The 26,956-nt window shown below is 69.8% G+C and carries 15 protein-coding genes, 1 tRNA gene and 1 pseudogene; 7 read left to right on the forward strand and 10 right to left on the reverse strand.

Features of this window, described 5'->3' with window-relative positions:
• Positions 1-12: 12 nt before the first annotated feature.
• Both lysA and argS read right to left on the reverse strand, forming a co-directional pair.
• Positions 13-1,395: a diaminopimelate decarboxylase gene (gene lysA / locus KUA19_RS01905; RefSeq protein WP_217394195.1), complete on the reverse strand. Its 1,383-nt coding sequence runs from the start codon at positions 1,393-1,395 to the stop codon at positions 13-15.
• A 10-nt stretch (positions 1,396-1,405) separates the two neighbouring features.
• Complete coding sequence (gene argS / locus KUA19_RS01910; protein WP_217394197.1) at positions 1,406-3,052, reverse strand: arginine--tRNA ligase; 1,647 nt, start codon at positions 3,050-3,052, stop codon at positions 1,406-1,408.
• Positions 3,053-3,138: 86 nt separating this feature from the next.
• Between argS and KUA19_RS01915 the strand changes: the two genes are divergently transcribed.
• The 4 genes from KUA19_RS01915 to KUA19_RS01930 all read left to right on the forward strand — a co-directional run bounded on the left by KUA19_RS01915 (position 3,139) and on the right by KUA19_RS01930 (position 6,311).
• Complete coding sequence (locus KUA19_RS01915; protein WP_217394199.1) at positions 3,139-3,930, forward strand: thioredoxin-like domain-containing protein; 792 nt, start codon at positions 3,139-3,141, stop codon at positions 3,928-3,930.
• A complete protein-coding gene (locus KUA19_RS01920) occupies positions 3,930-4,556 on the forward strand; it encodes a DUF305 domain-containing protein (protein WP_217394201.1) in 627 nt (208 codons plus the stop codon). The genes KUA19_RS01915 and KUA19_RS01920 overlap by 1 nt, the downstream gene beginning before the upstream one ends.
• A 242-nt stretch (positions 4,557-4,798) precedes the next feature.
• Positions 4,799-4,873, forward strand: a tRNA-Arg gene (locus KUA19_RS01925).
• 442 nt (positions 4,874-5,315) lie between these two features.
• Positions 5,316-6,311, forward strand: a complete 996-nt coding sequence (locus tag KUA19_RS01930) for a DUF2339 domain-containing protein (RefSeq protein ID WP_217394203.1) — start codon at positions 5,316-5,318, stop codon at positions 6,309-6,311.
• A gap of 95 nt (positions 6,312-6,406) precedes the next feature.
• Here KUA19_RS01930 and KUA19_RS44395 read toward each other — a convergent pair whose 3' ends face one another.
• Together KUA19_RS44395 and KUA19_RS44400 are read right to left on the reverse strand one after the other, a co-directional pair.
• Positions 6,407-6,574, reverse strand: coding sequence for a single stranded DNA-binding domain-containing protein (locus KUA19_RS44395; RefSeq protein WP_217394205.1), 168 nt, complete (start codon positions 6,572-6,574; stop codon positions 6,407-6,409).
• A gap of 43 nt (positions 6,575-6,617) precedes the next feature.
• Positions 6,618-6,665, reverse strand: a pseudogene (locus KUA19_RS44400) (hypothetical protein); the annotation flags it as partial.
• Between the two features lie 52 nt (positions 6,666-6,717).
• On the opposite strand from KUA19_RS44400, the gene KUA19_RS44405 reads away from it, so the two are divergent.
• Positions 6,718-6,825: a hypothetical protein gene (locus KUA19_RS44405; RefSeq protein WP_308167314.1), complete on the forward strand. Its 108-nt coding sequence runs from the start codon at positions 6,718-6,720 to the stop codon at positions 6,823-6,825.
• Here KUA19_RS44405 and KUA19_RS01945 read toward each other — a convergent pair.
• The 3 genes from KUA19_RS01945 to KUA19_RS01955 form a co-directional block, all read right to left on the reverse strand.
• Positions 6,822-7,808, reverse strand: a complete 987-nt coding sequence (locus KUA19_RS01945) for a helix-turn-helix domain-containing protein (protein WP_217394208.1) — start codon at positions 7,806-7,808, stop codon at positions 6,822-6,824. The genes KUA19_RS44405 and KUA19_RS01945 overlap by 4 nt on opposite strands.
• Positions 7,809-7,945: 137 nt before the next feature.
• Positions 7,946-11,674, reverse strand: a complete 3,729-nt coding sequence (locus KUA19_RS01950; protein WP_217394210.1) for a S8 family peptidase — start codon at positions 11,672-11,674, stop codon at positions 7,946-7,948.
• Between the two features lie 238 nt (positions 11,675-11,912).
• A complete protein-coding gene (locus KUA19_RS01955; protein WP_217394212.1) occupies positions 11,913-16,439 on the reverse strand; it encodes an FG-GAP-like repeat-containing protein in 4,527 nt (1,508 codons plus the stop codon).
• A gap of 257 nt (positions 16,440-16,696) precedes the next feature.
• Here KUA19_RS01955 and KUA19_RS01960 point away from each other — a divergent pair, with 257 nt between their 5' ends.
• Positions 16,697-17,926, forward strand: a complete 1,230-nt coding sequence (locus tag KUA19_RS01960) for a CDP-glycerol glycerophosphotransferase family protein (protein WP_217394214.1) — start codon at positions 16,697-16,699, stop codon at positions 17,924-17,926.
• A gap of 12 nt (positions 17,927-17,938) precedes the next feature.
• On the opposite strand, the gene KUA19_RS01965 is transcribed toward KUA19_RS01960, so the two are convergent.
• Positions 17,939-18,280: a hypothetical protein gene (locus KUA19_RS01965; protein ID WP_217394216.1), complete on the reverse strand. Its 342-nt coding sequence runs from the start codon at positions 18,278-18,280 to the stop codon at positions 17,939-17,941.
• A gap of 119 nt (positions 18,281-18,399) precedes the next feature.
• On the opposite strand from KUA19_RS01965, the gene KUA19_RS01970 reads away from it, so the two are divergent.
• On the forward strand, positions 18,400-19,089 hold the full coding sequence (locus tag KUA19_RS01970; protein ID WP_217394218.1) for a tetratricopeptide repeat protein: 690 nt from the start codon (positions 18,400-18,402) through the stop codon (positions 19,087-19,089).
• Between the two features lie 58 nt (positions 19,090-19,147).
• Here the strand turns inward: KUA19_RS01970 and KUA19_RS01975 are convergent, their stop codons facing one another.
• Together KUA19_RS01975 and KUA19_RS01980 are read right to left on the reverse strand one after the other, a co-directional pair.
• On the reverse strand, positions 19,148-20,152 hold the full coding sequence (locus tag KUA19_RS01975) for a WD40 repeat domain-containing protein (RefSeq protein ID WP_217394220.1): 1,005 nt from the start codon (positions 20,150-20,152) through the stop codon (positions 19,148-19,150).
• A gap of 60 nt (positions 20,153-20,212) precedes the next feature.
• Positions 20,213-26,887: an RHS repeat-associated core domain-containing protein gene (locus KUA19_RS01980; protein ID WP_254548401.1), complete on the reverse strand. Its 6,675-nt coding sequence runs from the start codon at positions 26,885-26,887 to the stop codon at positions 20,213-20,215.
• Positions 26,888-26,956: the final 69 nt, after the last annotated feature.

Genomic DNA, 26,956 nt, shown 5'->3' on the forward strand with positions numbered 1-26,956 from the left:
GGCGGACGCCCCCTACCCCACGTCCAACGCCAGGAGATCGTCCTCGGTCTCCCGGCGCACGATCACCCGTGCCTGCCCGTCCCGTACGGCCACCACCGGCGGCCGCGGCACCTGGTTGTAGTTGCTCGCCATGCTCCGGCAGTAGGCGCCGGTACCCGGCACGGCGATAAGATCTCCTGGTTTGACGTCGGCAGGCAGGAATTCATCCTTCACCACCACGTCCCCCGCTTCACAATGTTTTCCCACCACGCGGGCGAGAATCGGCTCCGCCTGTGACGCGCGTGACGCGAGGGTCGCCGAGTACGACGCGTCGTACAGCGCGGCGCGGATGTTGTCGCTCATGCCGCCGTCGACACTGACGTAGGTGCGCAGACCGTCGAGCTGCTTGACGGTGCCGACCTCGTACAGCGTGAAGGTGGACGGGCCGACGATGGCGCGGCCGGGCTCGATGGACAGGTGCGGCTGGGCGATGCCCAGGCCCCGGCACTCCCCCTCGACGATCTTGAACATGCGCTCGGCCAGGTCCGCGGCGGGCTGCGGGTCGTCCTGGCTGGTGTACGCGATGCCGAAGCCGCCGCCGAGGTCCAGCTCGGGCAGCTCGACGCCCAGTTCCTCGATGATCCGCTGCTGCAGCGCCAGCACCCGGCGTGCACTCACCTCGAACCCGGAGGTGTCGAAGATCTGCGAGCCGATGTGCGAGTGCAGCCCGCGCAGTTCCAGCGTGTCCTCGGCCAGGATCCGCCGGGCCGCCTCGAACGCCTTGCCGCCCGCCAGCGAGAAGCCGAACTTCTGGTCCTCGTGCGCGGTGGCGATGAACTCGTGCGTGTGCGCCTCGACGCCGACCGTGACCCGGATCATCACCTTGGGCCGTACGCCCAGCTCGCGCGCCAGCGCGCTCAGCCGGTCGATCTCGTCGAAGGAGTCGACCACGATCCGGCCCACCCCGGCGCGCAGCGCCCGGGTCAGCTCGGCGACCGACTTGTTGTTGCCGTGCAGCCCGATCCGGGCCGGGTCCATGCCGCCCGACAGCGCGGTCGCCAGCTCGCCACCGCTGCACACGTCGAGGCTCAGCCCCTCCTCGACCAGGATGCGCACGATCGCCCGGCACAGGAACGCCTTGCCCGCGTAGTACACCTCGGCGCCGTCGAAGCCCTGCTTGAACGCGCGGCAGCGGGCCCGGAAGTCCTCCTCGTCGAGCAGGTACGCCGGAGTGCCGTACTGCTCGGCCAGCTCGGTCACGCTCAGGCCGCCGACCTGGAGCACCCCGTCGTCCTTGCGCGCGGTGCGCGGCCACAAGGGCTCCAGCAGCGCGTTCACGTCGCCGGGGGTACGCAGCCAGGTGGGGCCGGTCTGCCCGATCTCTCCGTGCAGGGCACCGGCCTCATGAGCTCTCATGGTCTTGCCGTCACATCCGTTCGGGGGCGGTCACGCCGAGCAGCCCGAGGCCGTTGGCGATGACGGTGCGGGTGGCGTCGTTGAGCCAGAGCCGGGCCACGTTGACAGGCTCGATGGGCGCGTCTCCCATCGGGGTGACGCGGCACTCGTCGTAGAAGCGGTGGAAGGCGCGGGCCACGTTCTGCTCGAGGTAGTGCGCGATGTGGTGCGGTTCGCGCCGCTCGGCGGCGTGGGCGACCACGCCCGGGAAGTCGCCGAGCGCCTTGATCAGCTCCAGCTCCTTCGGGTGCGCCAGCAGCGCCGGGTCGAACTCCGCGCTGTCGCGGGTCAGGCCCAGCTCGGCGGCCTGCCGAGCCACCCCGGCGGTACGCGCGGCGACGTACTGCACGTAGTAGATCGGGTTCTCGTTCGACGCCCGCGTCCACAGGTCCACGTCGATGTCGATCGGCGAGTCGATGCTGAAGCGGCCCAGCGCGTAGCGCGACGCGTCGACGCCGATCGCCTCGACCAGGTCCTCCATCGTCACGACCGTGCCCGCGCGCTTGCTCATCCGGACCGGGACGCCGTCCTTGACCAGGTTCACCAGCTGGCCGATCAGGATCTCCAGGTGGGTGCTCGGGTCATCGCCGAAGCAGGCGGCCATGGCACGCATGCGGCCCACGTAGCCGTGGTGGTCGGCGCCCAGCATCATCACCACCCGGTCCGCGCCGCGTTCCCGCTTGTCCAGGTAGTAGGCGCAGTCGGCGGCGAAGTAGGTCCAGTCGCCGTCGCTCTTGCGCAGCACCCGGTCCTTGTCGTCGCCGAAGTCGGTGGTGCGCAGCCAGGTCGCGCCGTCGGCCTCGTATACGTGGCCCTGCTCGCGCAGCCGGGTCAGGGCCAGGTCCAGCTCGCCCTTGTCGTGCAGGTCCTTCTCGTTGAAGTACACGTCGAAGGTGGTGCCGAACTCGGCCAGCGACGACTTGATCTGCGCGAACATCAGCTCGACGCCCTCGACCCGGAACGTCTCAACGTCGTCGGCGCTCGGGTCCTTCGCCCGCACCGCCGCCGCGATCTCCGCGATGTACGCGCCGCCGTAGCCGTCCTCGGGCGTCTGCTCGCCCCGCGCCGCCGCCAGCAGCGACCGGGCGAACCGGTCGATCTGCGCTCCGGCGTCGTTGAAGTAGTACTCGGTGGTGACCTGGGCGCCCGCCGCCTTCAGCAGCCTGGCCAGCGCGTCGCCGACCGCCGCCCAGCGCACCCCGCCGAGGTGGATCGGGCCGGTCGGGTTCGCCGACACGAACTCCAGGTTCAGCCGCTGCCCGGCGAGGGCGGTGCCCCGGCCGTACGCACTGCCCTGGGTGACCACCGACCGGGCCAGCTCACCGGCGGCCGCGGCGTCGACCCGCACGTTCAGGAAGCCCGGTCCGGCGATCTCCACCGAAGCGATGCCTGTGACTTTGCTGAGTTCCTCGGCGAGCGCCGACGCCAGCTCGCGCGGGTTCGCGCCGACCTTCTTGGCGACCTGAAGTGCCAGGTTGGTGGCGTAGTCTCCGTGCTCCGGGTTTCGCGGACGCTCCACCGTCGCCACCGTCGGCAGGGCCGACAGATCGAGATCACGGGCCGTGAAGACGGCCCGAGCGGCGGCGAGAACAGCGTCGGCAAGATTCGCGGGAGTCACCCGGCCATGCTAACCGGGTAGACTTCTGCCCTCTGCGTCCCACCACATGGCGGGCGCGCCCACCCCTCGATGTGACGGACACCACGATGAGCATCAGCACGCAGGGCGGCGAGCAGCACCGCCCCAACGTTGTGAAGGTCGGCGGCAAGCCCGGCGCCAAGCCCGGCACCAAGGCCCCGGCCGGTGCGAAGACCCCACCCAAGGGCCCCAAGGGCAAGCCGATCACGCCCATCAAGGTCAACCAGGGTCGCAACTGGGGCCCGATCGCCCTGTTCACCGCAGTCGGCCTGCTCGCCGCGGGCATCATCGGCTACGGCGCCTGGCAGGCGTTCAAGCCCCCGTTCGACTGGGAGGGCGCCGCCAAGACGATCCCCGGCATCGTCGACTTCCGCGAGACCAACGCGGCCGACCTGACCCGCACCCACGCGTACGGCACCCAGACCTACAAGCAGAGCCCGCCTGTCGGCGGCAACCACAACGAGGTCTGGCAGCAGTGCATGGGCAACGTCTACGACGCGCCCATCCCGAACGAGCACGCCGTGCACGCCCTCGAGCACGGGGCCGTGTGGGTCGCCTACCGCAGCGACCTGCCCGCCGGTGAGGTCGACAAGCTCCGGGCGAAGGTCGCGGGCAAGGAATACATGCTCATGAGCCCGATCGAGAAGCTGGACAAGCCGATCTCGCTGCAGGCGTGGGGCTTCCAGCTCAAGCTGGACAACGCCGACGACAAGCGCATCGACGACTTCATCACCGACCTGCGCGTCAACGCGACCCAGGAGCCTGGCGCGGTCTGCTCCGGCGGCAACACCGCCACCGGCACCACTCCGCTGACCCAGGAGCAGGTCCAGGCCATGATGCAGGGCGGGACGAACGGCTGATGACCCAGGAGACGACCAGCCCGAGCCCCTGGCGGCAGGTCGGCGTGGCCGGGCTGGTCGCCCTCCTGCTCGGCCTCGCCATCGGCTTCGTCGGCACCAACCTGGTGCACCGAACGAGCCTGCCCGCCGACGACTCGGCGGCGGCCGGGTTCGCCCGCGACATGTCCTCCCACCACGCTCAGGCCGTGGCCATGGGCATGATCGCCGCGGACCGGGCCACCTCGCCCGCGGTGCGCTCGCTCGGCGGCGACATCGCGATGACCCAGCAGGCGCAGATCGGCATGATGCGCCAGTGGCTGCGCGACTGGAACCTCAACGTCAACTCCGCGGCCAAGCCCATGGCGTGGATGCCCGACGGCGACAGCGCCGTCCAGGGCAACCTGATGCCCGGCATGGCCACTCCCGCCGAGATGACCGAGCTGGAGAAGGCGACCGGACGTGACGTCGACCGGCTGTTCCTGCAGATGATGATCAAGCATCATCTGGGCGGCATCCACATGGTCGACGCGGTGCTCGCCGCGACCGACCAGTCGGACGTGACCTGGCTCGCCGGGACGATGAAGAGCGGACAGCAGGGCGAGATCGCGGCCATGCAGCAACTGCAGACAACGCTCGGCTTCAGCTGAGCGGTTCCTCGCCGAAGCCCCGCCGGGCATGGTCCGGCGGGGCTTTTCCGTGGGTACGGCAGCGGAGCCTCGTCGCCGCGGCTGGCGGCGCCATGATCGCCGTTGTCGGTCAGAACCTGGGCTGGGAGCCGATGTTCTGACCGCAAGCAGCGATCACGGAAGGGCAAGGCGGCCGCGACACGGGCGGCGGATACCGATTCGGCACCGGGCAGCGGACCCTGCTACTCTTTGTCGGTCGCTGAGCCCCCGTAGCTCAGGGGATAGAGCACCGCCCTCCGGAGGCGGGGGCGCAGGTTCGAATCCTGCCGGGGGCACCACGGACCACCAGCAAAAAGAAGCCGCTGACCTGCGAGAAGCAGACCAGCGGCTTCAAACGTATGTACGGTTACCACCGGGCTTACGCGGCCGTGAGCGGCCGTCCGTGCCGAACGGGTGCCGAAGTTCCTACGCGTCCAACGCAGGCACAGTTGCGTCAGGCTCGGCTCCGGTCGACTCTCGCGTGTCAGCCTCCGTGGCCAGCACGTAGGCAGCTCGACGTCCGGGCTGCGTGGACGTGCATCAGGCCACACGTTCGGCAGGTTGCGGCGGGCGTTCGGGTGTACCGCCTGAGGCGACCGGAGCATTGATGGCCTTGTCGGTGGTCGCCATCATGTGCACATGGGCGAGGTTGAATCTCCGGGATCCACATCGACGCGACCGCGCCAGCGTTGGCAGACGTGGATCACCTCTGCGCTCACTGGCGCTGCCGCCGGACTAGCGGTGAACTCCGCCAGCGACCTCGGCGGCCTCCGGATCCTTGCCGTGGTCGTCGTGGCGGCAGCGCTGGTCACCGCAGCCTTCCGAGTACGCGACTGGGCCGCCGAACAACCCCGCGCCCGCAGGGTGGTCTACCCCAGTCGCTTCCTGCTCGGCGTCGCACTCATCGCCACGCTCCTGGCAGCCTCACCCCTGTCCCCCACAGCGATCCTGTACCTGACGCTGCTGGCCGCAGCGACGACCACCGCTGCCGTCCTCATCCCCAGCAACCCGGAGATAGCGCTACGGAACCTCCTGGCCGCAGCGGCCATCGGCGTCGGGACGGCGTTCATCGGTGTCGGGGTGGCGGTGCTGCCGGATGGCGAGACGCTGGTTGGCGTGGCGGCCATCGGCCTCGGGACGGCGCTCATCGGTGCCGGGGTGGCGGTGCTGGTGAACGTCGAGAGGCTGGTTGGCGTGGTGCTCATCGGCCTCGGGGTAGCGCTCGTCGGCCTCGGGGTGGCGGTGCTGGCGGACGGTGAGACGCTGGGTGGCATGGCGGGCATCGGCGCCGGGACGGCGCTCATCTGCCTCGGGGTGGCCGTGTTGGTGAACGTCGAGAGGCTGGCCGGCGTGGCGCTCATCGGCGCCGGGGTGGCGGCCATCTGCCTCGGAGTGGTGATGCTGATGAAAGACGAGACGATGTGGGGCGTGATGCTCATCGGCCTCGGAGCGGCGTTGATCAGTGCCGGGGTGGTGGTGGTCCTGATGAACGGCGAGGCAAAGTGGGGCGTGGTGGGCATCTGCGTCGGGGCGGCGGGTATCGGTCCCGGGGTGGCGGGGCTGACGGATGGCGAGACGCTGGGTGGTGTGGCGCTCATCGGCGTCGGGGTGGCGGTCATCGGCCTCGGGGCGACGGCGCTGTTGACCACTGACCTCCCACAGAGAGTGCGGGTCTGGCTGAAGGAGCCGACCAGCAAACCAGCATCCCAAAAGGACGCCTTGCCTCTGGATGACTGAACAGCCGCGACACCGCCTGGATACCGGCTCGACGCTTGCCGCGCGGGCCGGAAGGCTACCGCCACCGGACCGCGCGGAAACACACCTCATGGCCGTCAGAACGGCGGCTCAGCGTCGCCGCCGCCCGTCGCCCACGGGTTGGCCTCAGCCGCCGGCGGCTGACCATCCCCGGTGCGGACGAGCTTCTTGACCTCGGCGCGGGCGTAGCGCAGCGACGCCCCGATGTCCTCCACGTCGAGCTGGAAACCTCTGGCGCTTCTCACCTTCCGGGGTGGTCCACTGGCTGAGCCGCAGACGGCCGGTCACCACGACCCGGGCGCCCTTGCGCAGGCTCTCCGCGACGTTCTCGGCCATTTCGCGCCACACGGTCTGCGAGTGCGGGTCGATAGGGCTTGCTGCGGCTTCCCTGCATGTCTCGCAGCCGTCCGCCACCCAGCGCCTGGCCACCCTGGAGCGGCGGCTGGCCTCGTCGCTGCGCGGCGCGGTGTCTGGCGCTGTCGCGGCCTGGGTCTAGTCCACCCAGCCCTGGCGGGTGGCGTGTCCGCCCAGCTGCATGCGGGTCTGAACTCCGGCGATGTCCATGAGGTGGCGCAGGCGCCGGTGCAGCGTCCGGGGTGACAGACCCAGCTGTGTCGCGACCGTCTGATCCGTGACCCCGGCCAGCAGCAGCGCGAGGATCCTACGGTCGAGATCGGTCGGGCCCGGGGCACCGAGCTCGGCCGCGGTCTCGGCGTCCGCGCCGGTGCCGACCAACTCCAGCGGATGGGCGCTGCGCCATACCGTCTCGAACAGCGCGTCCAGCGCGTCGAGCACGCCGCTGCGGTGCAGCAGCACCGCGCCGGGCTCGCCGGCGGGCGTGACCGCCAGCGGAACCAGGCCCAAGTCGGCGTCGGCCAGCACGAGTTTCATCGGCAGGTGGTCGGCCACCCGCAGTTGCACGCCGTTGCGCAGGGAGGTGACGGCATCGGTGACGATGCCGGGCTCCGCCAGCACCGCGCGGTCGAGTACCGCCCGGAAGCGCACGCCGCGGCCGATGGCCTCGGGTTCGGCCGTGTTCTGTTCGGGTGGCACGGCGACGAACGGCGCGGTGATGAAGGTGCGGATCTGCGTGCGGGCTGCCTGTTGCACCTGCAGGAAGCGGTGGCGGATGGCGTCGACGCCGGTGACGACTTCGATCAGGTCGTTGATGTCGCGCCCGATCATCGCCGCACGGTGCTGCTCGGCGAAACCCACCAGTGCGTGTTCAGCCATACGCAGCCTGTCGCGCTGCTGGCTGATGAGCGCGCCGAGCGCCATGGCCGGGGGTGCGGCGGTGAACTGCCCGCTGGCGGACTTGATCGCCAGTCCTCGCTCGACCAGGCGGGACAGGGCCTTGTCGACGTCGGCGGGCGGGGCGGCGAGCAGATCCGACAGCAGTGCGGCGGTGGAGTTCGGCCGTCCGAGCAGCGCCCGGTAGACGCTCTCGTCGGCAGGTTCGAGCCCCAGCACATCGAGCATCGGTGACCGGCTCCCTTCCGCTTGGTGCAGCGGGGAGAGTATGCGCCATGGCGGCAGGCCTTGGCAGGCCTCCGCGGGAAACGCGGGTGACGGGTGGGGCCCCGGGCAGTCGCCTGCCCGGGGCCCGTCGTGGTGGCTCACCGCAGGCCGTAGGCCCGGATGATCTCGTGCTTGACGCTGTACCCGGCGTCGGTCTGGGCGCTCGCACGGAGCGAGATGAAGCCGGGCTTGTGCGGGGTCTGGAACGACCCGTTCCAGTAACCGTTGGCGCCCTTGGTCAGGGTCACCTTGCGCCAGGTGGCGCCATCGTCGTAGGAAATGTCCAGGGTCACCTTGGTGATCTTGCCGGGGACGGTGCCGAGGTCCATGGACCCAGGCTTGAGCCCGATCTGCTGGACGGTGCCCGCCGGCAGGTCGCCGTGCAGGTCGGTCTCCAGCCGGTAGTTCAGGTTCAGCACCGAGAAGCGCACCAGGTCGTCGGCCTCGACGGTGTCGGACCTGAAGGTCCACTCGCTATGGGTGCGGGTCGACAGCCGGAAGACGTCACCCGGCCGCTCGGCGTCCATGACGACCCGGTACGGCAGGTCGCCCGGCGGGACCTCGACCCACTGCGCATCCTCGCTGAACAGGTTCTCCCGGAGGAGCGTGTCGCCCTGGAACAGCTGTGTGTGGGTCGGCACCGCACCCCACTCGATCCAGCCGCCGAGCTGCATGGTGTCGCTGGAGGAGCTCCACGCCTGCGTGTTCCACATCATGGTGTTCTGCCAACGCGAGTTGTATATCTCGTAGGCCTCGCTGCTGCCGGGACGGATCGCCGGGGCGAACCAGTCCAGACGCGGGGCGGTGTTCGCGGCGTAGGAGTCAGTGCCTGAGTACATCACCCACAACTGCGAGTTGCCGAAGATCTGCGCGTGCGTCTCCCGCCAGGCCTGTCCGGGGGTGACCCATTCGACCCGGGTGCCGGGGTGCCACTCGCGCTCGAGTCCGCCGAGCCCCGGGGAGATCGTCATGTCGTACCGGTAGCCGACGGCTTCGCCCGGAGTGCCCGCGTTGTAGTACCGCGCGTCGATCTTGACAAGGTCGCGCTGGCTCGGCCGGTAGACCAGCGGCCGGTCCGGCACCTGGCCTGGGTAGTCGCGGGTCAGGTCGTAGACGAACGGCGTGAACTCCGTCTGCTTCACGGTCAGCTCGAAGAACCCGAGCTTGGCCAGCGCGATGAGGACCTTGCCCGCGTCGCGGTGCACCGTGGCGACCGGGATCGTCGACTCGCCGATGTACTGCGCCAGGGTCCCGACGCCGTCGTTGACCACGACCAACGCCTTGGCGCCGGCCGCGACCGCGGCCGCGGTACGCTCCTGGGCCGACACCTCGTCGCTGCGCTCGACGACGACGAGCCTGCCCCTGGCCTTGATCTTCTTGTAGTCCGCTGCCGCGCCCTTGCCGGCGTAGACGGGCCGCAGGCGGTCCGAACCGGTGTCCAGCAGGCTGCCCCCCTGAGTGAGGGTCTCGAAGCGGACCAGGCCGCCGAACGCGCTCAGCGCGAACCCCGGCTCGCCCTTGCGCCAGCGGGTGGTCAGGATGAACTCGCCCTGCTTCATCGGCTCCGTCGGCGCGACGTAGATGTCGTCGTACATCGGCGGGATGTCGTACCCGCGCCGCACATACGTGCCGAGGTCGCGGAAGGACGCCTTGAAGTCGACCTTGCGCTGGCGGTCCTCGGTACGCTGCGGCGCCTCGGTCTGCAGCAGGCGTGCCTTGTGCGCGTCCAGCACCACGTCCGCGGGGCCACCGCCGAGCACCGTCTCCGGGTCGACCAGCACCGCCAGCCCGGACCGGTCCGCCTTCTCGCCGGCCACCTCGAGGTAGGTCCAGACGACGTAGGTGCCGGGCGGCATGCGCATGGTGAGCGAGCCGTCGACCTGCACGAACCACGGCAGCGGGTCGCCGACCAGGGCCACCGCGACCTCGCCGGAGGCGGGCTTGCCGTCCCGACCGATCAGCTTGATGTTCAGGTCGTAGCGCTCGTCCTCCTTGAGCAGCGCCACCGAGGTGCGGGTCACCGGCTGCCCGGTGGCCGCGTCGGTGCCGACCACGTAGCCGACGTGCCGGAGGCCCACGGCGGCGGCCTGCGGGTCTGCGGTCACCGGGACGGTCGCCGTGCCGCCGGCCGGCACGGTCACCGTGGCCGCGCCCAGCGTGAACGGACCGTCGGCGTTGGTCAACGCCAGGTTCAGCGTGACGTCGGCGGCGCCGGTGTTGGTAAAGGTCAGGTCCTTGGTCACGGCGGTGTCGGTCGGCTCGTGCGGCCAGGTGTGATTGCCGAAGAACAGGGACCCGGTGCCGCGCACCGTCGTCCGCACGGCGGCGGCCACGTCGACGCGTCCCGTGCCGACCTCGTACGGCGAGTACCACTCGCCCAGGGCCTTCGCGGTACTCATCAGGTGTTCCTTGAGCATCGCCCCGGTCCAGTCCGGGTGCTGCTGAGCCAGGATGGCCGCCGCGCCCGCCACATGCGGGGTCGCCATCGACGTGCCGCTCAGGGTGCGGTACAGGCCCTCGCCGCCGTCGGTCATGTCCTGAGAGCGGGCCGCGGTGATGTCCACCCCCGGCGCCGCGATGTCCGGCTTCATGCCGCCGGAGAACGCGAGCGGGCCGGTGCTGGAGAACCCGGCGAGGTAGTCCTGCTTGTCCGTGGCGGCCACGGTCAACGCCGAGGCCGCCGCACCCGGGGTGGAGATGCTCTCCGGCCCCGAGTTGCCCGCGGCGATGACGAACAGCGTGCCGTACTGCGCCGACAGCGCGTCGACCGCCTGCGACATCGGGTCGCTGCCGTCGGTCGGGTACTGGTCGCCGAGACTCATGCTGACGACGTCGGCACCGGACTCGGCGGCCCACTGCATACCCGCGATGATCCACGAGTCCTGGCCATAGCCTTCCGCACCGGCCAGCACCTTGCCGACGATCAGGTCGGCGCCGGGGGCCACGCCCTTGAACTCGCCGCCGGAGGCGGCGCCGGTGCCGACGATCGTCGAGGCCACGTGCGTGCCGTGCCCGTTGACGTCGGTTATGGCCTCGCCCGGCACGAAACTGGCGGTGCCGTCGATCTGGTCCTTGAGGTCCGGGTGGTTGACGTCGATGCCGGTGTCCAGCACCGCGACCTTGACGCCCTTGCCGGTGTATCCGGCCGCCCACGCCTCGGGTGCGCCGATCAGCGGCACGCTGTCCTTCAGGTTGACCTGCACGCGGCCGTCGAGCCACAACTTGGCCACGCCCTCGCCCAGCGTCGTGCTGCCCTGCGGCGCGACCGTGGACCAGAAGGTGCGGGTCTGCTTCTTCTCGGTGGTCAGCGCGGCGCCGCGGATGTTCGCGAACCTGCGGGTCAGCTTGCTGCCGCGGGGAACCTTCGGCTCGACGACCGCACGGGTCTGGGCCTGGGTGTACGTCGCGATCAGCGGCACGCTGGCCGTCTTCGCGTCGTCGTAGCCCATCTCGATCAGGTCGGTGACGTTGAACAGGCGGCGGTCCAGCTTGCCGGCGCCGAGCAGCGGCTCGGCCTCGTCGGGGATGACATAGATGTCACCCTTGATCTCCTGGAGTTTCACGCCGCCGACAGCCTGGTCCGGGCGGTCGACGTCGACGGTCTGCTCGCCGTCGGCCATCGTGGTGACCGTGACGACGTCGCCGGTGACCAGGGTGACCTTGTGAGTCGCCGTCGGCCTGGCCGGGACGGCGGGCCTGCTCGGCGCGGCCTGCACCGGCGACTGCGGCACGGCGAAACCTGTCGCCAGCAACGGCACCGCCGTCACCGCCGCCAGCAGTTGCCAACGCCTACTCCGGAGGGCGGAAGACTGTGAGGGAGAGGACATGGCACGGGTCTACCAGTCACCGACGCCGGCCAGAAGATCCGATGACGACGAATAATCGCCATGGCAAATACCTGCCAGAGCCTGAGAAACAACGCTTCCACCGAACGCCGGCGGCGACGCGCGGCTGCCCGCACAAAGACAGAAGCCGCTGATCTGCTCAACGCAGATCAGCGGCTTCAAGCGTCTTTACGACCGGCGGACCCGTCCGGCCCCGAGGTCCGGGGCCGGACGGGTCCGGTCAGGCGATGGCGCGGAAGTTCACCCAGCAGCCGTTGGTGCAGTACATGCCCGCCGGGTTTCCCCCGATGAGCAGCCCCCCACCAGCTCCGGGGTACATCATCATGTTGTTGTTCGCGTCGATCCCGGCGATGTCGGTCTTGCCGTCGCTGTTGAAGTCGCCGGGCGCGATCGCCTTGAAGTTCTGCCAACAGCCCGTGGTGCACAGCATCGCGCCACTGCCGGCCAGGGTGACGTGACCGGCGCCGTCACCCGGGTAGAAGTTCATGTTGTTGTACGCGTCGATCCCGGCGATGTCGGTCTTGCCGTCGCCGTTGTAGTCACCGGCGACGAAGCCGTGGAAGTTGACCCAGCAGCCCGTGGTGCACAGCATCGGGCTCGGGTTGCCGACCAGGCCGGTACCGTCACCCAGGTAAAGCTGCATGTTGTTGGCCGAGTCGATCGCGGCGATGTCGAATCGGCCGTCGCCGTTGAAGTCACCGCCGCTGAGGCCGTGGAACCCGGCGAACGACCCGCCGGTGCCCTTCATCGGCGTGCCGACGCCGACCCGCCCGGCCCCGTTGCCCGGGTAGAACACGAGGTTGTTGGCGGCGTCGATGGCGGCGACGTCGGCCCGCTTGTCGAGGTTGAAGTCGCCGACGGCGATGCCGTGGTAGTTCAGGAACTTGCCGCCGGTGTATGACATGTAGTTGCCGTTGACCAGGTGACCGGCGCCGTCGCCGGGCCACATCGACAGGTCCCAGTTGGCGTCGATGCTGGCGATGTCGTGCTTGCCGTCGGCGTTGAAGTCCAGGTTGGGCTGGGTGCTCACCGGCCCGATCTGGTCGATCGCCGGCACGACGTCCCAGACCTGCAGGTTGCCGATCTCGCCCGCGTAGTAGTTGCCGGACGCGCTGTTGACCAGGGAACGGCCCAGCACGAGCCGACCCGTCGCGGGCCAGGACACCGCCGCGGTGTGCACCGCGGTGCCGCCGAGCGCGCCGTTGACGTAGAGGGCCATCGAGTTCGTCGGCGCGCTGTAGACCGCCTGGAGCCGGGTCCAGGCGCCCAGCTGAACGGTCTGCGAGGAGGCCGCCACGTCGTAGGACGCGCCGTTGAGGTCACTGGTCGCCATGCCGAATCGCCAGGTCTTGGTGGTCGGATCGATCGACACCGTGAACCGGGACGCGTGCGCGCCGTCTTCGGAGAGGATCACGCCGCCCTCGACCAGCGGCTTCACCCAGATCGACACGCCGAAGGACTTCGTGGTGTCGATCAGCGGCGTCGCGCTGGTCAGGCTGCCCGTCCCGGCCGGGTCCACCGAGGTGCCGCCCGGCAGGGCGTTGAGCAGGACATCCGAGGGGAAGAGGTCACCGGCGTTCCAGACGGCGTTGCCGGTGGCGGTCAGCACGTTCGTGCCCGCCGCCTCGGCCGCGGTGCCGATCGGGCCCGACTGGACGTCGTCGAGCGACCACGCGTGCGCCTCGCAGGGCAGCACCTGCGGCTGCTGGGCGGTGACGGTCGGCGTACCGGTGAGCCCGGTGACCAGGTGGGCGGTCACGCTCTGCCCGTTGGCGACGGTCCACAGGTCCGCCACGCCGTCGCGGTTGATGTCGGCCGCGCGCAGCCCCAGTGCCGCGCCGGTGTTCCACCCGCCGGATCGCAGCGTGTAGCCGGTGTAGGACAGGGTGCCTGCGTTGATGTTGTAGTTGAGCTGCGTCCACAGGTGCAGCGCACCGGTCGACGGCTGCCAGAGGAACATCGCCGTGCCCGAGGCGACCTGGGTGGTGGCGATGGTCCAGGTGCTCCAGGCCGTGTCACCGGCCGGGGTCAGGTTGGCCAGCGGCGACGGCGTGCTGTAGTTGTTGAGCCCGTTCTGGTTCACGTAGTAGGCCAGGTACGAGCTGCCGCCACCGGCGGTGACCGCGATCAGATCCGGGTAGGCCAGGTGCTGGCCGGAGGCGTCGCCCGCGTTGGCGAGCTGGGCCGGGTTGTTGCCGTTCATGTCGGTCAGCAGTCCGGCGCTGATGGTGGCCTGGTTGCCCGACTGCGGGGCCTGCAGGATCGATCCGTCGCCCGGCCCGCTGATCACGGACCCGCCACCGGCGTTGAACCCGTCCGGGTAGTAGACCAGCACGTCCTGCAGGTTGGTGCCGGTGAACTTGCCGGTGATCGCCTGTGCGCCAGTGAAGTCCTCGGGGCCGTCAGTGCCGTAGATCCCGTTTCCGCGTACCCCGATGTTGGTCGCCGCGACCTTGAGCGACGCCGCCGTGCCGGTGCCGGCCGCCTGCCAGAGGCCGGGCGGCAGGTTGTGGGCCGCGCCGACCGTCACCAGGTCGGCGATGCCGTCACCGGTGAGGTCGTCGGCCGCGGCGGCGGGGCCGGGCACCGCGTTGAAGACGATGCTCGCGGTCTCGCCGAAGTTGCCGCCCGGCGAGACGCTGATGACGGTGAGAGTGTTGGTGGTCCGCCTGGGGACGACCGTGATGCTGGCGTTGCCCGACACCGCCGGAGCCGAGACCGGCACGCCGCCGTTGAGCTGGTAGGTGTAGCTGGACGGCACGGAGCCCGTCGGTGGCTTGGTGACCGTGAAGACCGCGTTCTGGCCGATGGTGGCCGAGGCGGGCGGCGTCACGGTCGGTGCGCCGGCACGGGTGGGGTCGAACATGAACGAGCACGTCGCCGACCACGGGCTGGCGAGGTTGCCGTCGGTGGCCTGCACCTTCCACGAGAACTGGGTGATCGCCGAGCCGGAAGCCGTCTTGAGGGTGGGCTCGTCGACGTTGAAGACCGCCGTGGTGCCCGACCCGGCGGAGAGCAGGTTCGGGTCGGAGGACTTCAGGATCGTGGCCGGGTCGCTGGTCTTCCAGAGCTGGAACGTGACGCCCAGGATGTTGTTGTTCGGGTCCGACACCGGGGCGTACAGGGTGACCTGGCCGTCGCCGACCGCGTCGGGCGTGCCCGCGCTGCAGGAGGTCGCCGGGCTGGTGGTCATGCCCGTCGGGGTGTTGGGCGCGTGGTTGTAGTTGATGGTGACGTAGGTGACGTTCTCGTCGAACTCCTTGTACGCCAGAGTGTCCGACTCGTTCTCCGCGGCGAGCAGGAATGTCTGGGTGTTCTTGTGGGCGGCGATGTTGGCGACGACCGTGTTCTTGATGTTGAACCCGACGGGTTCCGCGCTGGCGCAGCCCGTGTAGCCGGCGGCGGCGTTCCTGTGGTCGATGTAGCCGCCCCAGCCGCCCGCCGTGCGGTTGCTCTCCCAGGCGTTCCAGGTCGCGTTGCTCTGCGTCAGCGTCGCCGCCGGCGCGTAGAGGGCGACCCAGTGATCGGTGCAGTTCGCGGAGCGGATCAGGCTCATGTCCAGGGTCGCGGTGTTGATGATGGCGCCGCTGAGCAGGGTCGTGTTGATGTTGAGGTTGATCAGCGTACGGGACCAGATCTGTCCCGGCTGCGTCCAGCCCGAGTTGCCGACCTGGTAGTTGTCGTCGGGGTCGGGGCCGTTCATCCAGTAGTTGCTGTTCGAATAGTCGTTGCCCTGGTAGCCCCGGGAGACGGTGGCCCACCCGGTCTTGCTGGCGGACTCGGTGGCCCCCCAGGCGAAGCTGGGGTCGATGTAGACCGGGTAGACGGTGGCCGCGTCGGTGAGCATCGACTGCTGCGGCGACAGCGTGATGGCATCGCGCTTGACCTGCACGCCGATGCCCGCACGCCGAGCGGCCAGGCCCGGCCCGCGGGCGGAGGACATCGCCACTCGGCCGGTCTCGGCGTCGCGCAGCACCCCGCGCCCGTCCGCCGTGACCCGGCGGCCGCTGGGCGTCGAGTCCCACATGATCGGAGCCGGCGCGCTCAGGACCACGGCACCCCGACGGTCGTGGCCGACGATGTTGCCCGCCGCGTCCCCGCTGAGGCTCACCCCGTCGGTCGTCGTCGCCAGCCGCAGGGTGCGCAGCGCCGGGTTCGCGGCCGCCTTCGCGTCATGCACCACGAGGACCTCGGAGAATCCGCCCTGATCGTCGACGGTCACCTTCAGGTCCACGCCGGGCAGGACCGCCGCGTAGGTCGCCGTCGCGCCGTCCAATGTGGGGGTCGGCAGGTTGGCGGGCAGGCTCAGCGCCACGGAACGACCCAGCTCGCCCAGGGTCGCCAGCGGGCCGCTGCCACCGCCGGACAGTTTGATCGGCCCCGCGGCCAGCGTGGGGACCACCGAGCCGTCCGCGGCACGCCGGAGCGTGGCATCCAGCGGGCGCCAGCCGGCGGAGGTGTACTTCCGCGTCGGCTTCAGGGATCTGGTCAGGGTCAGCGTCCCGTCGGGGTTGGCGGTGAGGGTGTCCGTCTCGGTCGTGGAGCCGACGACGTCCACCTTCCGGCCGGTCGCTCGGGCTCGGGCGATGGCCTGGTCCGCCGTCACCGCGGCGCCTTCGGCCGCCACGGTGCGCGGCGCCGCCGCGTTCGGCGCCGCCACGGCGGGCATGCCCGCCGCGACCAGTGCCAGGGCCAATCCGGTGGTCACGATCGCGCCGTGCAGCACGCGCCGTCTGTGCTTGTGCATTCGCATGAATGATCCCCGTCTCGTTCCCATGAAGGCCCCCGCGTCCCGGTATCGGCGACAGGCTAGCCAAAGAAGTCCACCCCATGGGGGCACCCAGGACAGCGATGATCTTCAGTAGCCGAGGGCTCCCGGCGGCGCCGTTACGGTGGCGACAAACCTCCCACCTCCGAAAACCTGGCCTTCTCCCTGGGGCCGACGAGCTGATACCTTCTGTTCACTCTGGTGCGATAGGGGTCGGCATGTCGGGGGTCAGTCCGTTGCGAAGCGTCCTTCCGAAGCTGCGCCGACTGGTCCGGCAGGGGTTCCGGGCCGTGAAGTACCTCTGCTACCGGCTGTTCCTGCTGCTGCCGATCGACCCGTACCTCGCCGTCTACACGGCGTACTGGGGCCGTGGCTACCGGTGCAACCCGGCCGCGATCTACGAGAAGGCCCGGGACCTGGCGCCGCGGGTGCGCGGGGTCTGGGTGGTCACCAAGGAAGCGGCCGCGACCATGCCGGAGGACGTCTCATACGTCGTCGAGGAGACGCTCCAGTATTTCTGGATCATGGCCCGGGGCGCCTTCTTCATCGGGAACGTCAACTTCGCCGACTACGTGCTCAAGCGGCGCGGCAGCGTGCACGTGCAGACCCACCACGGCACCCCGCTCAAGCTCATGGGCGTCGACAGCTTCATCCACGCGGGCCGCAAGGGCGAGGGCGGCGAGGAGCTGCTGCGGCGGGTGAGCCGCTGGGACTTCAGCGTCGCCGCCAACCGGCACTCGACCGAAGCCTGGAGCACCGCGTACCCGGGTACTTTCGAGTCGCTGGAGGTCGGCTACCCGCGCAACGACATCCTGGTCAACGCCTCACCCGAGCACGGCGAGCGGGTCCGGGCCGCGCTCGGCGTCGCCCCCGGCCAGCGGGTGATCCTCTACACGCCGACCCACCGGGGCAGCACCGCCAACCGCTTCGCGGGCCACCTCGACGTCGCCGCCCTGGCCGAGGCGCTCGGCCCGGACACGACGATCCTGCTGCGTACGCACTACTTCTACGAGTCTCCCGCGCAGGGCCCGGCCACCGACTCCGCCCAGGTCGTCGACGTCACCGCGTACCCGGTGGTGGAGGACCTCTACCTGGCCGCCGACGTCCTGGTCACCGACTACTCCTCGACGATGTTCGACTACGCGATCCTGGACCGGCCGATCGTCGTGTTCGCCTCGGACTGGGAGCAGTACCGCACCAAGCGCGGCGTGTACTTCGACATCTTCGACCAGTCCCCCGGCGTCGTCGTGACCACCCAGGCCGAGCTGGTCGAGCGGTTCCTGACGGGTTCGGTCGACGACGAGGCGGCCCGGCGGGCGCGGACGTCGTTCCGCAACCGGTTCTGCGCCCTGGAGGACGGCCGGGCCAGCGAGCGGATCGTGCGGCGGGTGTTGCTCGGCGAGCAGACCGCCCTCGCCGCGCAGCCCGTCCCGGCGGCCGCCGCCACGCTCGCCACCCAGCGCTGAGCCGACCCGGTCTCAGACCCGGGAGTCCAGCGCCACCCGCCGGTAGGTCAGCAGCGCCAGCAGGCCGGGAACCACCGCCACCAGCCCCAGCACCCCGGCGGCCAGCAGCGTCGGAGCGGCTCGGCGCCCCCGCAGGAACAGGATCGTGCCGACCAGCGCGAGCAGCGCCGAGGCGAGCACCGCCGTGGCGAGCCAGAGGCCGAACGGGTCGGTGGTGATTCCTTGCAGCGTCGTGGCGCCGCCGGCCTCGCGGTAGGCGGCGGTGCCGGTCGAGTACAGCCCGATCGACGTGAACGCGGTGAAGCTGGCGAGGAAGCCGAGGACGGCGGTGACGCCACGGCGGTTGACGGTCATACCGCCGATGATGGCATGGCGCGACAAACGTCTATCGACGCGGAACACCGCCGGGGCCCGCCTCCTGGATGAAGGCGGGCCCGGCGGTGTCAGGCGGTTCAGCAGTGGACGTAGCTGCCGTGGTCGTTCAGGTGGTCGTCGAAGACCCAGCCGAGTGCGGCGGCAGCAGGCACGACCGCGCGCACGCGCGCCGCGGCTTCGGTCGCGCGCTGGCCTGCGCGGGCCGCCACCACGACGCGATCGAGGCGCTGGAGCACGCGATCGTGCTGCTGGCCGGTGATCCGGCCGGGGAGGGCCAGGCCCATCTGGACATCGCGCTGGCGCTGGAGCTGCTCGACCGCCCCGAGGAGACCCTCGAACGGGCACTGCGCAGCATCCCGTTGTTCGAGCAGACAGACGACGTGACCCTGCTGGGCAACGCCCTCAACTGCGCGGGCTGGTATCACGCGCAGGCAGGCGACTACGAGAGCTGCGTGGCCTGCTGCCTGCGCGCGCTGGCGCTGCTGCGCGGCTCCGACGACCGGCGCGGGCGGGCGGCGACACTGGACAGCCTCGGCTACGCGTACCTGCGCCTGGAGCGCTTCGACCAGGCGGCCGCCCGGCTGCGGGAGGCGGTGGAGCTGTTCGAGCAGATCGACGACCGGCACGGCACCGCCGACGCCCTGAACCATCTGGGCGAATGTCTGGCAGCCACCGGCGAACGCGTGCAGGCGGTGGCAGCCTGGCGACAGTCGCTGGCCGTCCTGGAGCAGCTGGGGCACCAGGACGCTGAGATCGTCCGCGACAGGATGAGCGCCCTGTCCCGGTGACCCGGCCGGGTCACCGGCCAGAGCACCCAGGCCTGGCGAACGGGCGCACACCGCCCGGTCAGACGGGTTCGCCGGTCGCGGCGTCGAGGCGCCAGACCGCCGCGGTGGAGGCCGCGAAGACGACCTCGACGCCCGCCATGTCGCCGACGGCGATCTCCTCGATCGCATAGTCGAACTCGGTGCGCTCCGGGTTCGGCTGCTCCCAGCGCGCCAGCACCGGGCCGCGCTCCCCGGTCAGCACGTCGACCTGCTTCAGCTCGTGGTCCCCGGCGATCAGCAGCCGGCCGCCGGCGGCGAACGCCGGACGCGGCATGTCGAACGACAGCCACACGTCCTCGCCGAGCTGGGTGCCGTCGGACACGTCCCAGACCCGTACGGCCTGGTCCGAGCCCATGGTGGCGAGCACGGGGCGGCCCGCGACCTCGTGTGCGGTCATGCGCAGGACGGGGCCGGAGTGCGCTTCCTTCCACACTGCGACCACGTCGCCGGATCCGGCGTCCCACTGCCACACATCGCCCGACGAGCTCCCGGCCAGCAGATACGGGCCGGAGCTCGCCACACTCCACAGCTCAGAGGTGTTGCGGCGGAACAGGGACTTACCCTCCCGCGCGTGCAGACGCTCGCCCGCCTCTCGTCCGGTGAACGCGTCCAACTGGCGTACCGTACCTTCGACCGCCATCGCGACTGTGGTGACCGAGCCCTGTTCATGGACCGTCGCGGCCTCCCAGGGACCGGGCGCCTTCCACTGCGCCACGACCTCCCCGTCGGGGATCTGCCACACGTGGATCGGCCGGTAGGAGAACCCGCCGAGCAGCAGGGGCTGCTCCGGGTACGGGAGCAGCAGCGTCCGCAGGTTGCCGTAGTTCGTCTCCCGGCTGCCGACATCGATGCTGTTGATCGGGGAGCCGTCGGCGGCGTCGTATAACTCCACCGCGTCGCGGAATCGCATGGTGCCCAGCACCAGCACGGACCGGCCCGCGACCTGCGTGGTGTGCAGGCCGCAGAACGAGATGATCCGATCGACCTCCAGGAACGGGGGCCCGGAGCCGCCGGCCAGTTCCATCGCTCCCCCTCATCACAGGGGGCTCGGGGCAGGCCCCTGCGGGCCTGCCCCGAGCCTTCGTCACCAGTGGAAGAAGTCGCTGACCTTGTCGGCCACCCATCCTCCGGCTTTACTGCCCAGATAGCCGCCGATCATAGCCCCGACCGGCCCTGCGATCGCCGCCCCGGCTGCGGCACCGGCGATGCCGCCGGCCAGCTCACCCACCGCGTGCGCGGCGATCCGGGGCCGCTCCTCCGGCGGTGCGTTGACGACGTTGTAGATGTCGACACCGACGGTGATGACCGTGCCGACCACACCGACGCCCTTCAGCACCGGCCCGGCACCTTCGAGCACGCCGTTCACCTTCGACAGGGCCGAGCCGAGCTTGTTGTCCTTGAGCGCCGACTCCAGCATCGAGGTGCCGGTGCGGGTCCAGCGGGAGACGTTCTCCTTGCCCCACGCACCGCCTTCCGCCGCTGTCGTGCCCGGCACGAACCGTTCGGGAACGGTGGCGACCTGGCAGTTACGGGCGCAGACCGGCTTGTAGGTCAGGGTCTTGGGCGGCGCGTCGGGCGCCCCCGTCTTGAACGGCACGTCCTCGACGGCGTTCGCGGCGTCGAAGTTCCGCTCCCAGGAGACCGCCCTGGTCCACAGACCGTTCCTGTTCGTCGAATAGTTGGGCGGGCCCTCCTTGCCGCCCGCCGCGTTGGGCTCGCAGCAGAAGCCGCCGCCGGACGGCGCCGCGTGCATGATCGCGCGCTCCGGCGTGAGTTTCTGCCACCACTTGCCGGCACCGTGCCGATCGAAGTAGGCGACGGTGGTGCGGCTCATGTGCTTGGCGGCCTCGGTGTTGCGCAGTTTGTTGGCCTCTGCCAGGTACGAGCGCCCGCGGAACATCGCGCCGTTGAACAGGCCCGACAGCGCTGAGAAGAAGCTGCGGCCGGCCTCGGCGCCGTCGTCCATGGTGAACCGCTGGCCCGACGGGTCGGCGTTGAGCACCGGGTTGTTGCCGCCGTACGAGTACCCGCTGAGCTGCTCGGGCTTCTGCGCGTCGAAGAACGGGTCGACCGTGACGAACCGGCCGGTGTCCGGATCGTACTGTCGCACCCCGATCAGGGTCAGCCCGGTCGTGGTGTCCATCGGCTTGTTGAGGAAGCCGTGGTTGTCCGGTGCCGCGACCGCCGCCCCGCGCGGGGCGCCGTATGGCGTGTACTGCCGGAACGTCGGCGTCTGCGCGGTCGCGTCGAGGTAGATCGTCGGGGTGTCGTGCTTGTCGGGGATGGCGAACTGGTACGCGTTGGTCGCCGTCCCGGTCCGCACCACGTTCCCGCCGCCGGGCAGCCCGTAGTAGCGGTTACCGGTCACCGCCTGGGTCGAGGTGTTCAGCGTCAGCTGCTGCGCACCGAGGTAGAGGACGTTCTTGCCCGGGTTGCGCTGCACCAGGACACGGCCGTCGGCGTCGTAGACGTAGCTGGAGTCGCCGCCCGTGCTGCCCGTGATGCTGAGCAGCCGGTTCTCCTCGCCGTAGTGGAACACCTGGCTGCCGCTGCCGGCGTTGCGGGTGGCCATGTTGCCGGCCGCGTCGTAGGTGTAGGAGGTGCCACCGGTCGCCCCACCGGTGGTCGTGGTGCTGGTCAGCGTGTGCGGCTGCCCGGCCCCGTTGCCGTTGTAGGCGTACGCCGTGGTGATGTCGCTGCTCGGCCCACCGGTGATGGCGTGTCGCACCTGCTGGTCACGGTCACCCCGGTTGTTGATGGACCAGGTGGTCCAGTAGGCCGAACTCGTCCCGAACCCACTCGCGACCTGGGCGTGGCTGGCGGTCGTGGGCACGGCCGCGCAGCTGTCGGTCGCGGTCCACGCACCGACGAGCTGGATCAGGTCGTCGTAGTCGAAGCACTGCGTCTCCGACTGGCTGCCAAGCCGGGTCGAGACCTGACGGAGCAGGTTGCTCGCATCGTCGTAGTAGTAGGCCTCCTCGTTGACCGCCGCGCTGCCCGTCGACCGGGTGATCAGCTGGTTGGTGAGGTTGCCGGTGTGCGGGTCCCACGTGTTGGTTACGTAGGCCAGGTTGGTGCCGGCGCCGAGCGTCTGCTGGGTGACCCGACCGAACGCGTCGTACAGGGTGCCCTGGGAGTATCCGGTGAGCCCGCCCAGCGTGTTGGCCAGGTCGAGCGCGCTGGAGTAGCCGTGCAGCACCGTCTCGGCCGGCAGGCCGCCGCCTGCCTGGTAGATGTCCTTGAGCGGCAGACCGGTGGTGGCGGTGTAGATCTGGCTGAACGTGTACGTGCCGGCCAGGGCGCCTTCCACCGACGGGATCGTGTACGTGACCCCGGTGGACGAACCGAAGACGTTGAAGTTGTTCTGCTGCGTGACGTAGGCGTTGCCGCCGTCGTACACGGTCGTCGTGGTCAACTTGCCCTTCGGGTACGCCATACCCACGACGGCGTTGTTCAAGTTGTCGTAGACCCAGCTCGCCATCAGCTTGTTCGGCGCCTGAGCGGCGACCGTCGAGGCGTACTCGGCGATCTTGCGGTTCACCGCGTCGTACGTGAACGACGTCGTCTTGCCCAGCGCGTCGGTCTGCTGGACCATGTTGCCGTTGCCGTCGTACCGGATGTCGCTGACCTGCCCGGCGTCGGCGTCGGTCTTCGACGTGACCTGGCCCATCAGGTTGTAGGTCGACGTCCAGACCGGGCCGTTGACGCCCTGGGTGACGGTCGTCTGGTTGCCGTGGCTGTCGAAGGTGTAGGTGACCGGCTCGATCGTGCCGCCGGTCACGCTGAAGATCCCGGTGAACGTGTCAGCGGGCGTGTTGAGCGTGGGCGGAACCGAGTAGCGGTCGAGTTCGACGGTGCGGCCCACGGTGTCGGTGACCTTCGCCGACACGAGGCCGCCGGCCGGCGGGATGACGATCTCCCGGTCGCCGTTGAACACGGTGGTCTTGTGCGAGACTTCGACGCCGTTCTTCAGTGCCCGGGTGATGACCGCCCGGCCGAGGCCGTCGTAGACGTACTCCTCCTGGTCGGAGACGACCGAGACCGGGTTGAGCGCAGCCGGCGACACCAGGGTGGTGTTGGGCGCCGTGGCCGGGTCCCACCAACTGTTGTACTTGCGGGTCGTCCAGCCCCGGCTGTCGTAGAACGTGTCGGTGACGACTCGGCCGCCCTGCGGCGTCATCGACTGGGTCTGGCGCGTACGCAGCAGCGCGTCGTAGATCAACGTCGAGGTCTGGTACCCCGACGAGTCGTTCAGCTTCTGCGTCGTGGCCGACGACGTGCCGTTGTTGGCGATGACGTAGGTGAACTTGTAGTTAGCGGGCAGCGTCGTGGCGCGGGAGTGGTTCCACACCGCGGCCAGCCTGCCCAGCGCGTCCCACTTCTGCGTGGTGACGATCCCGTTGATGTCGGTGGTGGTCAGCGTCGAGCCGCGGCCGGTCGCCTGGGCGCTGTAGGTCGTCTGGCCCAGGGCGTTGGTGATCGACATCCCCGTGGTGAGGCCGATCGAGTTCATCGTGTACGCCGTCGAAGTCTTGTTGGCGTTGCCGTCGTACTCGTCGATCTTGCGGCCGTAGGAGTCGTACGTGGTGCGGCTGGTCGTCTTGTAGACGTACGCGCCGGCCGTGTAGTCGCTGGCCTGCCGCCCCATCGTCACCGTGCCCAGGGTCGGCGCGGCCGTCTGCGGGAAGGTGGTGTTCCAGGTGATGTCGTCGTAGAAGGTGATGTTGTCGGAGATGACCTGCGCGGGGCGGTTCACCGAGGTCGGCGCGGTCAGTGTGTTGACCGAGCCCGGCGCCGAGGGGTTCGCGCCGGCCGTGAAGCCGCCGCAAGCCACCGCCAGGACCTCCACCTCGCTGGCGAGGACGAGGTTCTTGGTGGTGTTCGCCGGGGCGTACGCCGTCCTGGTGCACTTGTCGTAGGCCGGGTCCACCGGCACCGTGTGGCTGTAGGAGTACAGGACCATGCCGAACGTCGGCGAGGTGACCACCTGGTCGAAGGTGTCGTCGGTCTGCGTGTACTTCCAGACGGTGCTGCCGGAGCTCGTCACCGCCTGCCGGGTGAACGACTCCACCTGCTGCACCTTGTGGGCGGTCTGGGCCGAGAGGCCGGTCCGGGTGCGGGTCGCCGACGCGCCGGAGACCCAGTAGGACGTGATGGTCGAGTGGTCGACCGGACCGTCCTCACCCAGGTACGCCGTCACCTCGAGCGCCTTGCCGGCCAACTCCTCGACGTCCTCGTGCACGCCGCCCTGCGAGTCGGTGAGGTTGACCACCGTGGTGTTGTTGTTCTTCGACATGCCCCGGTAGAAGACCGTCTCGGACTGAGAGCGCCGGTCGTTGACGCCGTCACCGCCGAGCGTCTTGACCTTGCCGTATCCGCGGAACTGGCCGTAGGTGCGGTACTTCTCCTTGACGACCTCGTTCTCGTCGTAGTGCCAGGCCGCGCCGCCGAGGTAGCTGTAGGAGGTGGCCTTGGCGGGGGCACCGCCGGTCGGGTCGGACTCGGTGACCTTGGTGACCACGAACTTGTTGAACCAGTCGGTGATCGGGTTCGTGTAGCCCGGCGGCGTCCACGACACTGGATAGCACGACGAGGTGTTCGTCGCCGCCGGGGTCGTCACCGGCGCCGTGCACGGATTCGGCAGGCCGTAGCTGACGGTGATCTGCGAACCGGCCTCGGTGGTGATGCCCTGGATGCGGTACTTGTAGAAGGCCGGAAGCCCGTCGCTGACGGTGTCGACCCGGTTCTGCAGCTGCACCGCCGTGAAGGAGGTCGCCGGCAACACGATCGACGGCGTGCTGCCGACGCTCGTGTCCGAACCCGTATGCGTGATCGACGACAGCCACAGGGTCGGCGAGGTGCCATCCCCGGTCGGCGGGATGGTGTGGGTGAACGCGTACGTGTCCAGCGGCACGTACTGCGCCGACCCGAGCGACCACTGCTGCGACACGATCGAGGTCAGGCGTACCGTCGAGAAGAAGGCCGGGGACCACGAAGTGCAGGTGGCGCCAGAGGCGCAGATCAGGTCGAACGGGACGTCCGGCCAGTTGCCCTTGTTGGCGGAGTTCAGCGGCTGGCAGGTGCCGCTGACGCAGCGGTCGCCGGTGTTGAACTTCAGCTGGTTGGCCACGGTGCCGTAGGCGTTGCCGTCGGTGAAGCCGTAGTCGATGTGGTCCAGGTGGCTGTCGCGCACGTAGGACGTCATGGTGGCGCCCTTGTTGCGACCGTAGAAGTTCGTGTCCTGCTTGTAGTAGTACGCCATCGCGTTGCCGTGGATGTCCTTGACGTAGTCGAGGTTCCAGCGGTAGGCCATGGTGCACCAGGACTGCGACCAGGTGGCGTTGTAGCAGGGATCGGTGAACGTCGTCCCGTTCGGGCTGTGCGCCGAGAACACCGGGATCGAGTCGACCGAGTTCGTCGGGGTCTTGCCCGAGGTCCATCCGGGCAGGCGGTTCAGCCCGAACGAGTACACGGTGCCGGAGCGGTCGGTGACGGTCCAGTACTCGTGGTTGTAGGTCGGGGTCCCGTTGTCGCCGCCGTTGGTGACGCGCTTGACCACCGCGCCGTCATCAGCCTCCGGCTTCCACACCTGCTTGGTCGCGTCCCAGACCAGGGCCGTCGAAGAGCCGTTGAGCGACAGGGTCAGGATCGGCCCGTTGTAGCACTGGTCGTAGGTCGAGACCGGCGCCGCGGTGCCCTCGGGCTTGTCCGAACAGGACAGGAAGGTCTGCTCGATGTACGAGCGCGGGGTGCTCCAGCCCTCGCCGGCCCAGTTCGCCTGCGCCTGCGTGGAGGCGGTCTGCCCGTCGGTGGCCGAGGAGTCATAGCCCAGCTTGATCTGCGGCAGCAGTGACGACGGACCCTGCGCGGTCGCGAGCGGGTAGGTGTAGGTGAAGTTGCCCGTCGACGAGCCACCGGCCCAGCTGCCGGACGGCTTGAGGTCGGTGGCCGCGTAGGTGCCACCGGCCCCGCCCTCCTCGCCGGCGTCGGCGGCGGCCGCGAGCACGAGCGTCTGGCCGATGGGCTGAATCGGCGTGGCGGTCATGCCGAGCACGCTCGCCAGCTCCGGCGAGGTAGTCGCCGGAGCTGCGGCGGGCACCGCGACCTGCGCCGCGACAGTGGCGGCCTTGGCGTCGTTGCGAGAGGCCAGCCGAGTGGCCCGCCTGCAGGCGGCGACCTGGGGGGTCGTGAGGATGCAGGACGGGTACTGGACCAGGCGCAGCCGGGAACCGTAGTTGCCGCCGATCGCCTGCGACCAGGCACCGTAGTCGACACCGATCTCGGCCGGGCCGGATCCGGTGCCGGTCACCGTGAACAGGACGCCTTGGACCCCGGCAGCCTCGGTGCGGGCCCGGTCGACGACCTGGACGCTGACAGCCGACGGTCCGGTGTAGGCCAAGCCTGCCGCGGCGGCGACAGAGCGGGCCCAGACGGGCGTACCCGTTGCGGCGACGCGTGCACCGGTGCGGGCACCGGCCGCCGGCGCCGCGAGGGTCGCGGTGCCGGATGCGGCAGCGGGCCAGGCGGTCTTGGTCGGAGTGAACGACTTCGCTGCGGCGTCGGCCGGTGGGCTGAAGTGGGACGGCACGGCCTTGACATCGCGCACCGCGGGCACCTGCCCGGTCGCGGGTGCGGCGTTCGGCTTGGGCGGTTTGGCCACCGCCACCCCGGTGATGCTGATCGCCACCACTGTGGCCAGGCCGATCACCGCCGCAGGGCGCCATGCCCTGCGCAGCGTCAAACCCTTCCGTCTGTACATGTCAATCCCCATCGGTCGCCACTGGTTCTCGTATGTGGACGGAACACTCCCCGTCAACGGCGGCGACAG

The sequence above is a fragment of the Catellatospora tritici genome (genome assembly GCF_019083965.1).
In the GTDB taxonomy this organism is placed as follows: Bacteria; Actinomycetota; Actinomycetes; order Mycobacteriales; family Micromonosporaceae; genus Catellatospora; species Catellatospora tritici.

Excerpts from the sequence above, each read along its gene's own strand:
- KUA19_RS01975 (WP_217394220.1), bottom strand. The coding sequence starts at position 20,152 with ATGGAACTGGCCGGCGGCTCCGGGCCCCCGTTCCTGGAGGTCGATCGG.
- KUA19_RS01950 (WP_217394210.1), bottom strand. The coding sequence starts at position 11,674 with ATGTCCTCTCCCTCACAGTCTTCCGCCCTCCGGAGTAGGCGTTGGCAA.
- KUA19_RS01920 (WP_217394201.1), top strand. The coding sequence starts at position 3,930 with ATGACCCAGGAGACGACCAGCCCGAGCCCCTGGCGGCAGGTCGGCGTG.
- KUA19_RS01955 (WP_217394212.1), bottom strand. The coding sequence starts at position 16,439 with ATGCACAAGCACAGACGGCGCGTGCTGCACGGCGCGATCGTGACCACC.
- lysA (WP_217394195.1), bottom strand. The coding sequence starts at position 1,395 with ATGAGAGCTCATGAGGCCGGTGCCCTGCACGGAGAGATCGGGCAGACC.
- KUA19_RS01980 (WP_254548401.1), bottom strand. The coding sequence starts at position 26,887 with ATGTACAGACGGAAGGGTTTGACGCTGCGCAGGGCATGGCGCCCTGCG.
- KUA19_RS01915 (WP_217394199.1), top strand. The coding sequence starts at position 3,139 with ATGAGCATCAGCACGCAGGGCGGCGAGCAGCACCGCCCCAACGTTGTG.
- KUA19_RS01965 (WP_217394216.1), bottom strand. The coding sequence starts at position 18,280 with ATGACCGTCAACCGCCGTGGCGTCACCGCCGTCCTCGGCTTCCTCGCC.
- KUA19_RS01945 (WP_217394208.1), bottom strand. The coding sequence starts at position 7,808 with ATGCTCGATGTGCTGGGGCTCGAACCTGCCGACGAGAGCGTCTACCGG.